Below are 13,003 nucleotides of genomic sequence, written 5' to 3'. Positions count from 1 at the left end.
GCGGACGTAGGATCGACTCCATGCCGCAGATACGGATCAGGGACGCCGCCGCCGCGCTCGGCGTGAGCGACGACACGCTGCGGCGCTGGATCGAGAACGGGACGCTCGAGAGCGCGAAGGACGCGTCCGGGAGACGCGTCGTCGACGGCCTCGAGGTCGCCCGGCTCGCCCGCGCGAACGCCGTGCTGCCGGAGGATCCGTCCCCGGTCGCGCGCTCGGCCCGCAACCGCTTCGTCGGAATCGTCACCGGCATCGTGATGGACACCGTGATGGCGCAGGTCGAGCTGCAGTGCGGTCCGCACCGCGTGGTCTCGCTGATGAGCAGCGAAGCGGTCCGCGAGCTCGGGCTCGAGCCCGGGTCTCCCGCGGTGGCGGTGGTCAAGGCGACCACGGTCATCGTCGAGACGCCGCTCGCCCGCGGCTGATGCGCACCGGGTCCGGCCTGCCGCGCTGGGTCGTGGCCGTCGCCGCGCTCGGCGCCCTGCTGGTGCTGCTCCCGCTCGCCGCGATCCTCGCCCGCGTCGACTGGCCGCAGTTCCTGCCGCTGATCACCTCCGACTCCTCCGTCGCCGCGCTCCTGCTGAGCCTGCGCACCTCCGCCGTCGCGACTCTGCTGTGCCTGCTGCTCGGCACCCCGATGGCCCTCGTGCTCGCCCGCACGGCCTTCCCCGGCCAGCGCCTGCTCCGCTCGCTGGTGCTGCTGCCGCTGGTGCTCCCGCCGGTGGTCGGCGGGCTGGCGCTGCTCTTCACCTTCGGGCGGATGGGCCTGCTCGGCGGCGCACTGGAGGCCCTCGGCGTCCGCATCGCGTTCTCGACCACCGCCGTCGTGATCGCGCAGACCTTCGTGGCCCTGCCGTTCCTGGTGCTGACGCTCGAGGGCGCCCTGCGCAGCGCCGGCGCGCGGTACGAGTCGGTCGCCGCGACGCTCGGCGCCTCCCCCGGTACGGTGCTCCGGCGGATCACGCTGCCGCTGATCCTGCCGGGCCTCGCCTCGGGCGCGATCCTCTCGTTCGCGCGGGCGCTCGGCGAGTTCGGAGCGACGCTGACCTTCGCCGGCAGCCTCGAGGGCACGACGCGCACCCTCCCGCTCGAGATCTACCTGCAGCGCGAGAGCGATCCGGACGCGGCGGTCGCCCTCGCGCTGGTGCTCGTGGTGGTCGCAGTGCTCGTGATCGGTCTCGCGCACGGGCGCTCCGCCCGGGGGGTGCCGCGGTGAGCCTGCTGCTGGAGGCGCGGCTCGCGGCTCGCGGGATCGACGTGCGGATCGACGTGGCCGAGGGCGAGACGATCGCGCTGCTCGGGCCCAACGGCGCGGGCAAGTCGACCGTGCTCGAGCTGATCGCCGGCCTGGTCCGCGCCGACTCCGGGCGGGCGACCGCCGGCGGCGCGCTGCTCTTCGACGACCGCCGGTGGACTCCTCCGCACCGCCGCCCCGTCGCCCTGCTGGCGCAGGACCCGCTGCTGTTCCCGCACCTCAGCGTGCGCGAGAACGCGGCGTTCGGTCCGCGCAGCGCCGGCACCGGACGGGCGCGGTCCCGCGAGCGGGCCGAGCGCGAGCTGGCCGCCGCGGGCGTGGCCGACCTGGCCGACCGGCGCCCGGGGAGCCTCTCCGGCGGCCAGGCTCAGCGGGTCGCCCTCGCCCGGGCCCTCGCGACCGACCCGCGCCTTCTGCTGCTCGACGAGCCGCTGGCCGCGGTCGACGCCCGGACCGCCCCGGTCCTCCGCCGGATGCTCCGCGAGGTGCTCGCCGACCGCTCGGCGATCGTGGTCACCCACGACGTGCTCGACGCCTGGACCCTCGCCGACCGGGTTCTGGTGCTGCACGGCGGCCGGGTGGTCGAGGAGGGGCCGACCGCCCGCGTCCTCACGCGCCCGCGCACCGCATTCACCGCCGAGCTCGCCGGGCTCGAGCTGCTCGAGGGCGTCCGCACCGCGACGGGTCTGCGCACCGCCGACGGGCACGAGCTGTCCGGAGTCGCGGCCGAGCCGGTCGCGGTCGGCGCCGCGGTGCTCGCCGCGGTCCGCCCCTCCGCCGTCTCCGTCGGAGAGGGAGGCCTCCGCGCCGCGATCACCGATGTGGAGCAGCGGGGAGACGCGGTGCGGGTGCGCAGCGCGCTCCTGACCGCCGACGTCCCGGCGGCCGACGCGGCGCGCCTCGACCTCGCGCCCGGCCGCGAGGCAGGCTTCACCGTCGCTCCGGAGGATCTGCTGGTCTACCCGGCGTGAGGGGCGGGCACGAGGAGACGGCTCGCCATCCGGCGTGAATCCGCCCCTCGGACCGCCGGTGCTCGACGCGAGGGACGGCGCGAGCGCCCGTCCCGCTACTCCGCCCCGCCGCCGTCCCCGCCGGGCGCCGCGCCTGACAGCGGGAGCCGCGCCCTCAGCCGCGCCCCCGCCAGCACGGGCGAGTCCGAGAGCTCCAACGAGCCCCCGTAGACCGCGAGCTGCCGCTCCAGCCGCGCCAGCCCCGAGCGCGTCGACCCCTCGACGAGTCCGCGGCCGTCGTCGTCGAGGGTGAGCACCACGACGCCCGCCTCCTCGTCGCCGCGCACCCGCAGCGAGGAGGCGCCGCCGTGCTTCAGCGCGTTGGTGACCGCCTCCTCCAGGAACCGGACCAGGAGCATCCGCTGGTCGAGCGGCGGCTCGGCACCCTCGGCGGCGAGCGCCGGGATGCGGCCGAGGTCGAGGTCGACGGCGATCTCGGGAGGGAGGCGCGCGACGAGGTCGCGGACGGCGGGCACCAGGCCGTGGTCGATCTCGACCGGGTAGAGGGCGTGGCCGACCGCGCGCACCTCGTCCTCGCGGAGCCGGTCGAGCCGGGCGGCGATGGCGAGCAGCCGCTCCGAGGCCGCCTCGTCGGATGTCCTCGCGACCGCGTGCAGCTCGGCGGTCAGCACCACGAGTCCGTTCTGGAGGCCGCCGTGCAGGCTCTGCGCGACGTCGCGCCGCACCCGCAGCTCCTCCCGCTGCAGGGCCTGCACCGCCTCGAGCGCCTGCACGGAGGCCCGGGCGTGCTCCCGCTCCTTCTCGCGCACGCGCCGTGCCGCGCGCACGAGCAGGTAGCCGTAGGCGGTGATCAGCGCGATCACCGTGGATCCGACGACCAGCTCGACCGCGAGAGCGGGGAGGGCCGAGAGCGGGTAGACGCCGGTCAGCACCTGGAGGCAGCAGCGGACGAGTCCCATCCCCAGGGAGATGACCGCCGTCCGGGCCACGCGGGCGCCGCCGGTCGAGCGCTCGGGACGCAGCACCGCGACCAGGGCGATCGCGAGCCCGATCGTCGCCACGTTGACCAGGACGCGCGTCGTCACGTCGAGCAGCGGCCCCGGATCGACGCCCCGCAGCGTCCGCGACAGCATCCCGAGCGCGAAGACGGCCTGGAGCGCGGCCAGCAGCGAGAGCACGCCGCCCAGGAGGGCCATCGCTCCGAGGACGATGCGGTTGTCCTCGCGCGCGTCGCGCGGGCCGGCGCTCATCCGGTGTGCTCGAGGAAGAGGAGCGTCGCGTCGACCCTCGGGTTGCGCTCGCCGTCCGAGCGGACGCCGAGGGCCGCGTAGACGGCGTTGACGTGGTTGTCGACCGAGCGGACCGCGATGCCGAGGCGCTCGCCGATCGCGGCGTTGGTCAGCCCCGATGCGAGGCCGGAGAGCACCTCGTACTGGCGCGGGCTCAGTGCGGCGACCGGGGCGTCGCGGCGGGCCGCGCGGGCGGCGACCAGCGCCGGGTCGAGCACGGTGCGGCCGTCCGCCGTCGCGCGGACGGAGGCGAGCAGCGCGGGGGCGGAGAGGGAGGAGGTCTTCGAGAGGTAGCTCCAGCCGCGGGCCTCGGCGCGGTCGAGGCGGAGGAAGCGGTGCATCGCGTCGACGGCCGAGAGCAGGACGATGCCCAGCCCGGGCGCGGTGGACCGCAGCCGGCGCCCGAGCTCGATGCCGTCCCCGTCGCCGAGCTCGATGTCGAGGATCGCCACGTCGAGCTCCGCGGGCCGCAGCACCGACCGCGCCTCCGTGGCGGATCCGGCCTCCACGACGCTCCACACGCCCGGCGCCGCGCGCAGCAGCGACGACAGCATGTGCCGGTAGAGGGGCTGGTCGTCGACGACGGCCAGCCTGAGCTCCGGAACGACCCCCGCGGATGTCATCCGCCCATCTTCACCCATGCTCCGGAGGTCGAGGCGTCCCTCGACCGGGGGTCGTCGCGCGGAGATCCGCGTCAGCTCGGGGCGGCGGCGGGCGCCTGCCCCGTGAGCGGGGGGATCAGGAGTGACGGGGCGGGGTCGACGAGGCGGCGCGGAGGGGCGTGGGGTGGGCTCCGGGAAGGGCGGTGAGGAGCAGAGCCGCACGCCGCTCCGGAGCGCCCGCCACGCCGCTCAGGACAGCCGGACGCCCGTCAGGGCGAGGCCCGCGGCCGCCGCCGCGACGGCGAGCGCCGCCGTGCCGACGCCGTACCCCAGGCCGGCCGCCCAGCGCCGGTCGAGCAAGAGCCGCGCGGTCTCGACGCTCGCCGTGCTGAACGTGGTGAAGCCGCCGAGCACGCCCGTCCCGAGCACGGCCCGCCACACCGGGTCGAGGACACCGGCCAGCACGAGCCCGGTGACGACTCCGAGCAGCAGCGACCCGCTCACGTTGATCAGCGCGGTGCCGACCGGCCAGCGCGCCGGCACGAGCGACCGCGCGACCCCGTCGACGACGAGCCGTGCGGCCGCTCCGACTCCGCCCGCGAGAGCGACCGCGAGCAGCAGGCCGGGCGTCACGCCGCCGCCCTCCGCTGCCCCGCGACCGCGATGCCCAGCGCCGCGGCGAGCACGCCCAGCACGAGCGTGCCGCCGGTGTAGAGCAGGTACTCCACGACGTGGCCGCCCTCGAGCAGCGCGACCGTGTCGAGCGAGAAGGTGCTGTAGGTCGTGAATCCGCCCAGCACGCCGGTGCCGAGCAGGAGGCGGAGGGTGCGGCGCCCGCCCTCGTCCGGCCCGCGCCGCGCCAGCGCCTCGAGCAGGAGGCCCAGGAGGAACGCGCCCGGCAGGTTCACGGCGAGCGTCGCGACCGGCACGACGCCCAGCGGGGGCAGTGCGGCGCCGATCGCGGCGCGAGCCACCGTGCCGACAGCACCGCCCGCCGCGACGAGGAGGATCGCGGCGGGGCGCAGGTGGAGGGGTCGCGTCACTCCGCGAGGTCCCAGGGCGCCGGGCGCGACGGGTCGCGGTCGGCGCGCGGGACGACGAGCACGGGGCGGTGCTGGCGGTGCGCGAGATGGGCGGCGACGCTCCCGCTCAGGAACTCGGCGATGCTCGCGAGCACGCCCGCGTCGCGGGTGCCGACCACGATCATCCGCGCGTCGACCTCCTCGGCGACCTCGGCGAGCGCCAGGGCCGGCTCGCCCCGCGCCGCGCGCAGCGACCACTGCACAGAGCTGCCGTCCAGCTCGTGCTCGACCGTCTCGCGGAGCCCGGGCGGGAGGGACGGGCCCTCGCCGCGGTCGGCCGCGGCGCCGACGAAGCCGAGCGGGATGCCGCCTGTCATCGGATCGACGTACTCGCCGACGAGGTACGGATCGGCCGAGACCGACACGAGCAGCAGGGCGGCTCCGGCGTCGGCGGCGACGCGGGCGGCGGTGCGCAGGACCTCGGGTCGCTGGCCGTCGACGATGCCGACGAGGACGGGCCCGGTGGGGGTGGGTGCGGTCATGAGGAGCTCCTTCCCGGTTGCGCCCCATCCTGGCACCGCGCGGGCGCGAGCGGTCGGAGCATCCGTGCCGGATCCGTCGTGATCGTTCCGTTATGCGCGGGCCTCGGGCTAGAGTGGCTCGTCGCCGGATCCCCACCGGCCCCCGACCCCCCCGTCACCACCGTCATCCGAGGAGAACGCACGCGTGTCGAAGCCAGGCATTCCCACCCCTGAGGAGAGTGCCGGCACCCCGACCACTGCACCCCTGACCCGGCGCGAGGCCCGCGAGGCCGAGCGCCGTGCGGCCCGGGCCGAGACGGAGACGGGCGCGGCGACCGCCGGCACCGCGGTCGAGGGCAGCGGATCGGACGACTCCGCCGCTTCCGCAGGCGCTGGCGACTCCGCGCCCACCGCCGTCGACGCCGCAACGGCCGTGGCGACCGCTCCGACCGTCTCGGTCGAGGTCCCCGCCGTCGCCTCCCCCGCCTCCCGGTCGATCCCGGCCTCACCGAGCCGCGCGTCCGCCTCCCGCCCCGTCGCTCCCCGCGCCGCCGAGCCCGCCCGGGCCCGCGGCCTCAGCCGCCGCGCCCTGGCCTTCGGCACCTTCTCGGTGGTCGGCGGCCTCTTCGCCACGGCCGCGATCCCCGCGTACGGCGCCCGCAGCTCCTCCGCCACCGCGACCGGCCGCGCCGCCGCGAACCGGGTCGGCCTCCAGAACCTCACCGTCTCCTCCGACGCCGCCGGCCAGACCGCCGTCCGCGACGCCTTCGCCGCACCGACCCAGGCGCAGCTCGACGAGGCCAGCCGCCAGGCGGCCGTGCTCTCCGGATCCAACGGCGGAGAGTTCTCGACCGTGCAGACCCGCGCGGTCGGCGACGACTACCCGTGGCCCTACGAGACGATCGACGACGACGGCGGCGGACTCTCGCCCCTCGGCTACTACTACCGCGAGTGCGTCGACTTCGTGGCCTGGCGCCTCAACCGCGACGCCGGTCGCACCTCCGCGCCGTGGAAGTACACGTGGGGGAACATCACCCCGCTCGGCGGCAGCGCCTACGAGTGGCCGGACAACTGGGCCGCGAAGGGCTGGGCGACCAGCAGCGTCCCGATCGTCGGCTGCGTCGCGTGGTGGACCTACAACCACGTCTCGTACGTGCAGAAGGTCAACGACGACGGCACCGTGCTCCTCGAGGAGTACAACTACGGCGGGAAGCACAGCTACGTCACCCGCACCTTCCCCACCGCGCAGGTCCCGCTCTTCCTGTACCCGCCGGTCCTGTAGGGGGCCTGTTCCCGTCGCGCCTCGGCGGGCGATGTGTCGCGATCCGTCCCCAGCGGACGCCGACGGGCGAGGGGGTGCGATCCCGCGTCAGCCGAGCGCGGTGAGGAGGATCGCGAAGGCGGGCGTCGTCGGATCGACGAGCGCCATGTGGTCGGCGTCGGCGAGCTCGTGCAGCTGCACGGCGAGATGCCGGTCGGCGTATCGGCGGCTGTAGGCGACGGGGACGTCCTCGTCGAGCACGCCGTGGATCAGCGTGGTCGGCTGCGGCGGCGCGGGCAGCTGCGCGGGGTCGGCGCCCGGGAGCAGCGCGAGGTCGCCGCCGAGGAGCTCGCCCACGGCGTCGTCGCTGAGGCGGTCGGCGGAGGCGGCGGCCAGGTCGAGCACGCCCGCCAGCGCCACCACGGCCGCGACGTGCGGCGACGGACGGGCGGCCTGCGACCAGACGGCGAGGTGGCCGCCGGCGGAGTGGCCGACGAGGGTGACCGGTCCGGCGCCGGGCAGCAGCGCCGGGAGCGCCGCGAGCACGGCCAGGACGTCGTCGCCGGTGCCCGGCCAGCCGCCTCCCGTGTCGCCCGTGCGCCGGTACTCGGGGAGGAGCACGTCGTGCCCGCGGTCGGCCAGCGCCGCCGCGAGCGGCCGGGCGTGCCGCCGGTCCCACCGCGCGCGCCAGAATCCGCCGTGCACGAGCACGACCGGCCGGTGCGCCTCGCCGGGCGCCCCGCGGAAGACGTCCGCGATCTGCTCCGGAGCCTCCCCGTACCGGCGCACCTCGTCCGGCTCGCGCCCCTCCGACTGCTGCATCCCCCCAGTACCTCCCCGCGAGACGCCACGTCGGTGCGCCCGGCACGGCGTGTCGCGTACCGGAGCGGCATCCCGCGGAGAGGGAGGGGACCGCGTCAGGACTCGAACCAGCCCCGGGGGTGGTGGTCGGCCGTGAGGGACGTGCGCGGGCGGGTCGGGCGGGCCCAGCGGACGGCGTTCGCCAGCACGCGCCGGATGTCCGGGTGGTGGTAGACGGGGTAGTCCTGGTCGCCGGGCGAGAAGTAGAAGACCTTCCCGAGGCCGCGGGTGTAGGTCACGCCGGAGCGGAACACCTCGCCGCCGGTGAAGGTCGACAGGAACACCGTCACCTCCGGCACCGGGATGTCGAAGTACTCGCCGTACATCTCCTGCTCGGGGATGATCAGCGGGCTGGGCACGCCCTCGGCGATCGGATGGGTGGGCGCGATCGTCCAGACCAGCTCGCGGTCGCGGTCGTTGCGCCACTTCAGCGAGCAGGTCGTGCCCATGAGCGCCTTGAAGATCGACGAGTAGTGGCCCGAGTGCAGGACCAGGATCCCCATCCCCTCCTGCACGTGCCGCAGGACGCGCTGGACGACCTCGTCCGACACCTCCTCGTGCGCGATGTGCCCCCACCACAGCAGCACGTCCGTCGTCGCGAGCGCCTCCTCGGTGAGCCCGTGCTCGGGCTCGGGGAGCGTCGCGGTGCGCACCGAGACGGCGTCGCCGAGCGACTCCGCGAGTCCGTCCGCGATGACGCGGTGGATGCCGTCCGGGTAGTGGCGCAGCACGGTCTCGTCGCCGCGGGTCTCGTGGCGGAACTCGTTCCAGACGAGGACCTCGATCGGGGCGCTCATGCGACCGCCACCTCCTGCTTCTCGGCGGCGGAGCGGTAGATCGCGTCGACCACCCGGCTGCGGTGCAGCGCGTACTCGCCGTAGTGGCCGGAGTAGCGGGGGCCGCCCGCGGGCGCGTCGGCTCCCGAGGCGATCGCCTCCAGGAACTCGGCGATGACCGAGCGGTGGTGCCCGGCGGGGACCTTCACGTCGGGGTGCGAGACGGTCGGCGCTCCGGCGACCTCGGAGTAGAGCGTCAGAGTCCCCTCCGTGGCGTAGTCGGCGATGTGGAGGCGCGCGCCCCCGGCCGAGCCGAGCAGCTCGACCTCGATGTCCTCGTCGACCTTCGAGTAGCTGGCCCAGGAGGCGTCGAGCTGGAGCGAGCGGCCGTTGTCGAGGCGCAGCAGGGCGCTCGAGAAGTCCTCCACCTCGAACGCGTGCGTGCCGGTGGCGGCGACGCCGTGCGGGCGCCCTCCGCGGCCGGAGCGGCCGATCTCGCCGTACGCGACCGCCGAGACGCTGGTCACGCGCGGCTCGTCGAGCAGGTGCAGCGCGATGTCGAGCACGTGGGAGCCGAGGTCTATCAGCGGGCCGCCGCCGGCGAGCTCCTTGCTGGTGAACCAGGAGCCGATGCCGGGGATGCCGGTGCGCCGCTGCCAGCTCGCGCGGGCGTGGTAGACGTCGCCGAGCGGTGCGTCGTCGAGGTAGTCGCGGAGGAAGGCGACGTCGGCGCGGCGGCGGTGGTTGTAGGCGATCTCGAGCACCCGGTCGTTCGTGCGGGCGGCCTCGACCATCTCGGCCGCCAGCTCGGCGGTGGTGGCGAGCGGCTTCTCGCAGAAGACGTGCTTGCCGCTCGCGAGCGCGGCCACGGCGATCGGGTGGTGCAGGTGGTTCGGGACGCCGATGGAGACGACGTCGAGGTCGTCGCGGGCGACGAGGTCCTCCCAGTCGGCGTAGAGGTCGGGGACGCCGCGGGTCGCGCCGAGTTCGTGCAGGCGCGCCTCCTCCTGGCCGGCGAGCGCGACGACGCGGGCGCCGGGCAGGGACTGGAAGGCATCGAGGTGGGTGGTGCCGGCGAAGCCGAGGCCGACGACCCCCACGCGCAGCTCAGTGGTGTTCTCTGTCATGCGCCGAGCCTACTCGAATCGATTCGAGCACTCCACGGGCGGCGTGGCTTCCTGGAGCGCCGGGCAGGCCGAGCGTCAGGCCGCGAGACGCGCCTCGAGCGCGGCGAGCGACGCGCGCAGGGCCGGCGCCTCGAGGGCGTCGCCGTCGGCGGCGGCGTGCGCGGCGGCGAACGCCTGGACCTGGCGGTGCAGCTCGACGCGGGTCCCGCCGCGGGCGACGACCGCGAGCCGCTCGGCGAGGCGCACGCCGGCGCGGACGACGAGCGGCTGCTCCATCGCGTACGAGCGCAGGGCGAGGAACACGTCGGCCAGAAGCTCGCCCGCTCGAGGCCACGGGACGACCAGGCGGACGACTCCGTCGGCGTCGGAGTAGCGGCCGCGCGCCTCCGGCCGGCCGCAGAGGTCGACGAGCGCGCTGGTCAGGGCCTCGACGGCGCCGACCGCGGTGTACGGGTCGTTCGTGCCGGTCGCGAGCCCGCGGACTCCGATCTCGACCACCTGCTGGACGGCGTAGCGGAGGTCCTGGTGCGGGGTGCGCGCGTCGGCGACGACGACCGCGGCGACCGCCTCCTCCTGGGCGACGGACCCCTCCAGGACCTCGAGCACCGGGTCTCCGACGAGGACGTGGTCGCCGGGCAGCGCGAGCACCCGGAGCCGCGCGTCGCCGCGGCGGGCCAGGGCGACCAGCCGCTCGACCTCGAGCTGCTCGACGTAGCCCCCGCGCACCGCACACAGCACGACCGGCTCGCGCCCCGCCGGCGGCAGGGCCTCCTCCGCGAGCAGGGCCTCCTCCGCGTCCGCCGGCTCCTCCCCGTCCTCCGGGTGCAGCCGCTCGATGACGTCGACGAGCTCACCGAGCACCCGCTGCTGCAGCGTCGTCACCTGCACCGACAGCGCGATGTGGTGGATGAAGTAGACGAGCACCGCGACGTCGCCCACCGCGAGCAGCACCGAGAACGAGACGGCCACCACCGGCACGAACGTCAGCGACGCGTCCTCCTCCGTGTGCACCGCGCGCAGCACGATCAGCGAGTAGAGGAACGTGGACGTGAGCACCGCCAGGACGACCTGGTTGCCGCGGTCGGCCATGAAGTTGCGGACCAGCCGGGGCCCGTAGGCGGAGGACGTGGTCGCCAGCACCGAGATCGTGATCGAGAACGAGGTCGCAGCGACGCCGAGCATCGTCCCGCCGATCGCCGAGAGGATCGCCCGGCCGCCGGTCGGCGACAGGTCCTCGATCAGGGGGATGTCGCTGACGCCGGCGCGGACCAGCAGGTGGTCGACCTCGACCAGCCCCAGCGCCAGCCCGACGGCGAGGACGCCGAACAGGGCCGGGAGGAACCAGAAGGATTCGCGGAGGTGGAGGAGCCGGGAGCGCATCCTCGAAGGCTAGAGCGGCGCCTCCTCGCGGGCCGCGCCGCCGCGGAGGCTTGCGCGCCGGGCCGGGACGTGCCGCGGTGCCTGCCGCCAAGGCGTCGTCGCGTCGAGGGCGGTCCGCACTGCGGGGCGTCGTCGCGTCGAGGGCCGTCCGCACCGCGTGAGCGTCCTCGCAACGGACGCCGGACGCACCGGAGGCGCCGACCCACGGGGATCGGCGCCTCCACCGGGCGTCAGGTGACGTTGATGAGCGTGCGCTGCCAGCCGGAGGATCCGTCGGGCGCGACCGGCGCGCGGTCCTCGATCTGGACCATGCCGTTCTTGTCGACCGCGCGGACCGCGACGTAGTGCGAGCCGGGCTGGGCGTCCCAGTCGACGAACCACTGCACCCAGGTGTCGAGGTTGACCGGGGTCGAGAGCGTCGCCTCCTGCCAGTCGCCGTTGTCGATGCTCACCTCGACCTTCTCGATGCCGATGCTCTGCGCCCAGGCGACGCCCGCGATCTTGAGAGCGCCCGAGGTGACGGGGACGCCGATCCGCGGGGTGTCGATCCGCGAGGACATCTTGATGGGGGCCTCGGCGGAGTAGCCGCGCGGGGTCCAGTAGGCCTGGTCGGCCTCGAAGGTGGTGACCTTGAGCTCGGTGAGCCACTTGGTGGCCGAGACGTAGCCGTAGAGGCCGGGCACGATCATCCGCACCGGGAAGCCGTGCTCGAACGGGAGGGGCTCGCCGTTCATGCCGACGGCGAGGATCGCGTCGAGGTTCTCGTCCGTGACCGCGGTGATCGGGGTGGACGCCGTGTAGCCGTCGCTGCTGGTCGAGAGGAGCATGTCGGCTCCGCTCTGCACGCCGGCCATCTTCAGCACGTCGCGCAGGGGGACGCCGAGCCACTTGGCGTTGCCGACGAGGTTGCCGCCGACCTGGTTCGAGACGCAGGTGAGGGTGATGCCGTACTCGTCGAGGCCCATGTCGAAGATCTGCTGGAGGTTCAGCGTCACCTCGCGGTCGACCATGCCGGTGATCTTCAGCGACCAGGCCGACGGGTCCAGGTTGGGCACGGTGAGGGCGGTGTCGACGCGGTAGAAGTCGGCGTTCGGCGTGTAGAGCGGGGTGATGCCCTCGATGTCGAGCTCGGCGCCCGCGGGGACCGAGACGGTGCTGCGCGGGGACGGCAGGCGCAGGGCGTCGCGGACACCGGCGAGGGAGGAGGTCGCCGCGTTGACCAGGCGGGCACCGGTGCCGACGACGGCCGCGCCGACGGCGGAGATCAGCGCGATGCGGAAGAAGCCGCGGCGCTCGAGGGCGCCCGGACGGGCCTCGGAGGATGTTCCCCTGGCCTCCGAGGCCCGGGCCGCACGCCAGCCGCGCAGGCGCGTGAAGAGGAGGTGCATGACGACGACGGCGACGACGAGTCCGACCAGCGTGGGCACCGCGGCGAGCGGCGACGCTCCGGTGCGGGTCACGATGGCGGCGATCGAGAGGCCGCCGGCGATCACGAGCAGCACCTGGCCGAGCGGCGGGCGGACCAGCTGGAGCACTCCGGCGATCGCGGCGGCGACGACGACCGCGGCGCCCACGCTGCCGAGCAGAAAGGTCTTGTCGTTCTCGCCGAACGTCTCGATCGCGAACTCCTTGAGCGGGCGCGGGACGATGTCGACGATGAAGGCGCCGAGCGCGAGCACGGGGCTCGCGGTGCGGGCGACCGCGAGGGCGATGAGCTCGGCGACCGCGAGGAGGACTCCGCCCGTGACGATGCCCGCGAGGGCGGCGAGCAGGAAGTAGAGAGCTCGATGCTCGCGCACGGGTGCCGCTGTCTGGTTCATGGAGGAGAGTTTTCTCCCGCGACCTGCCGTTTCCCAGGGTGTCCCTGGTTTGGTCGTGTAAGCGCCTTTTTCATAACGAACAGGTAACGTACAGCGGCGGGACCGCGGCCGGGTCGAT

General features: G+C 74.9%; 14 protein-coding genes. 4 read left to right on the top strand and 10 right to left on the bottom strand.

The features are described from left to right. Window positions 1–20 precede the first annotated feature (20 nt). From C5B92_RS04885 to C5B92_RS04875, 3 genes are read left to right on the top strand one after another with little or no spacing between them, the layout of a single operon-like run. A complete protein-coding gene (locus tag C5B92_RS04885; RefSeq protein WP_104222447.1) occupies window positions 21–425 on the top strand; it encodes a molybdopterin-binding protein in 405 nt (134 codons plus the stop codon). Then, entirely contained in the window at window positions 425–1,216 is a 792-nt protein-coding gene (locus tag C5B92_RS04880; protein WP_104222446.1) for an ABC transporter permease, read from the top strand. Before C5B92_RS04885 ends, C5B92_RS04880 begins: the two co-directional genes overlap by 1 nt. Continuing rightward, entirely contained in the window at window positions 1,213–2,226 is a 1,014-nt protein-coding gene (locus C5B92_RS04875; RefSeq protein WP_104255850.1) for a sulfate/molybdate ABC transporter ATP-binding protein, read from the top strand. Before C5B92_RS04880 ends, C5B92_RS04875 begins: the two co-directional genes overlap by 4 nt. Window positions 2,227–2,321: 95 nt before the next feature. Here the strand turns inward: C5B92_RS04875 and C5B92_RS04870 are convergent, their stop codons facing one another. From C5B92_RS04870 to C5B92_RS17500, 5 genes are all read right to left on the bottom strand, one after another. Further along, on the bottom strand, window positions 2,322–3,476 hold the full coding sequence (locus C5B92_RS04870; protein ID WP_104255849.1) for a sensor histidine kinase: 1,155 nt from the start codon (window positions 3,474–3,476) through the stop codon (window positions 2,322–2,324). Next, entirely contained in the window at window positions 3,473–4,138 is a 666-nt protein-coding gene (locus C5B92_RS04865) for a response regulator transcription factor (protein ID WP_104255848.1), read from the bottom strand. Before C5B92_RS04865 ends, C5B92_RS04870 begins: the two co-directional genes overlap by 4 nt. 228 nt (window positions 4,139–4,366) lie before the next feature. After that, entirely contained in the window at window positions 4,367–4,750 is a 384-nt protein-coding gene (locus C5B92_RS04860; RefSeq protein WP_104226584.1) for a CrcB family protein, read from the bottom strand. After that, window positions 4,747–5,160 (bottom strand): CrcB family protein, encoded by a 414-nt coding sequence (locus C5B92_RS17505; RefSeq protein ID WP_219814219.1) that lies wholly within the window; start codon window positions 5,158–5,160, stop codon window positions 4,747–4,749. The genes C5B92_RS04860 and C5B92_RS17505 overlap by 4 nt, the downstream gene beginning before the upstream one ends. Next, complete coding sequence (locus C5B92_RS17500) at window positions 5,157–5,681, bottom strand: universal stress protein (protein WP_104256705.1); 525 nt, start codon at window positions 5,679–5,681, stop codon at window positions 5,157–5,159. The genes C5B92_RS17505 and C5B92_RS17500 overlap by 4 nt, the downstream gene beginning before the upstream one ends. 184 nt (window positions 5,682–5,865) lie before the next feature. On the opposite strand from C5B92_RS17500, the gene C5B92_RS04845 reads away from it, so the two are divergent. Beyond that, entirely contained in the window at window positions 5,866–6,942 is a 1,077-nt protein-coding gene (locus tag C5B92_RS04845; RefSeq protein WP_104256704.1) for a CHAP domain-containing protein, read from the top strand. Between the two features lie 87 nt (window positions 6,943–7,029). On the opposite strand, the gene C5B92_RS17190 is transcribed toward C5B92_RS04845, so the two are convergent. The 5 genes from C5B92_RS17190 to C5B92_RS04820 form a co-directional block, all read right to left on the bottom strand. After that, the gene (locus C5B92_RS17190; RefSeq protein ID WP_146083234.1) at window positions 7,030–7,743 is read right to left on the bottom strand and encodes an alpha/beta hydrolase; all 714 of its coding nucleotides are present in this window, start codon (window positions 7,741–7,743) and stop codon (window positions 7,030–7,032) included. A 95-nt stretch (window positions 7,744–7,838) separates the two neighbouring features. Continuing rightward, a complete protein-coding gene (locus C5B92_RS04835; protein ID WP_104350116.1) occupies window positions 7,839–8,579 on the bottom strand; it encodes a ThuA domain-containing protein in 741 nt (246 codons plus the stop codon). Beyond that, the gene (locus C5B92_RS04830) at window positions 8,576–9,685 is read right to left on the bottom strand and encodes a Gfo/Idh/MocA family protein (RefSeq protein ID WP_104255629.1); all 1,110 of its coding nucleotides are present in this window, start codon (window positions 9,683–9,685) and stop codon (window positions 8,576–8,578) included. Before C5B92_RS04830 ends, C5B92_RS04835 begins: the two co-directional genes overlap by 4 nt. Before the next feature lie 75 nt (window positions 9,686–9,760). Further along, entirely contained in the window at window positions 9,761–11,065 is a 1,305-nt protein-coding gene (locus tag C5B92_RS04825; protein ID WP_104255628.1) for a DUF2254 domain-containing protein, read from the bottom strand. 230 nt (window positions 11,066–11,295) lie between these two features. Then, the gene (locus C5B92_RS04820; protein ID WP_104226578.1) at window positions 11,296–12,885 is read right to left on the bottom strand and encodes a molybdopterin-dependent oxidoreductase; all 1,590 of its coding nucleotides are present in this window, start codon (window positions 12,883–12,885) and stop codon (window positions 11,296–11,298) included. Between the last annotated feature and the right edge of the window lie 118 nt (window positions 12,886–13,003).

This window comes from Rathayibacter sp. AY1A4 (assembly GCF_002930955.1).
GTDB lineage: Bacteria > Actinomycetota > Actinomycetes > Actinomycetales > Microbacteriaceae > Rathayibacter.
This window is presented reverse-complemented; position numbering and strand designations above follow the sequence as displayed.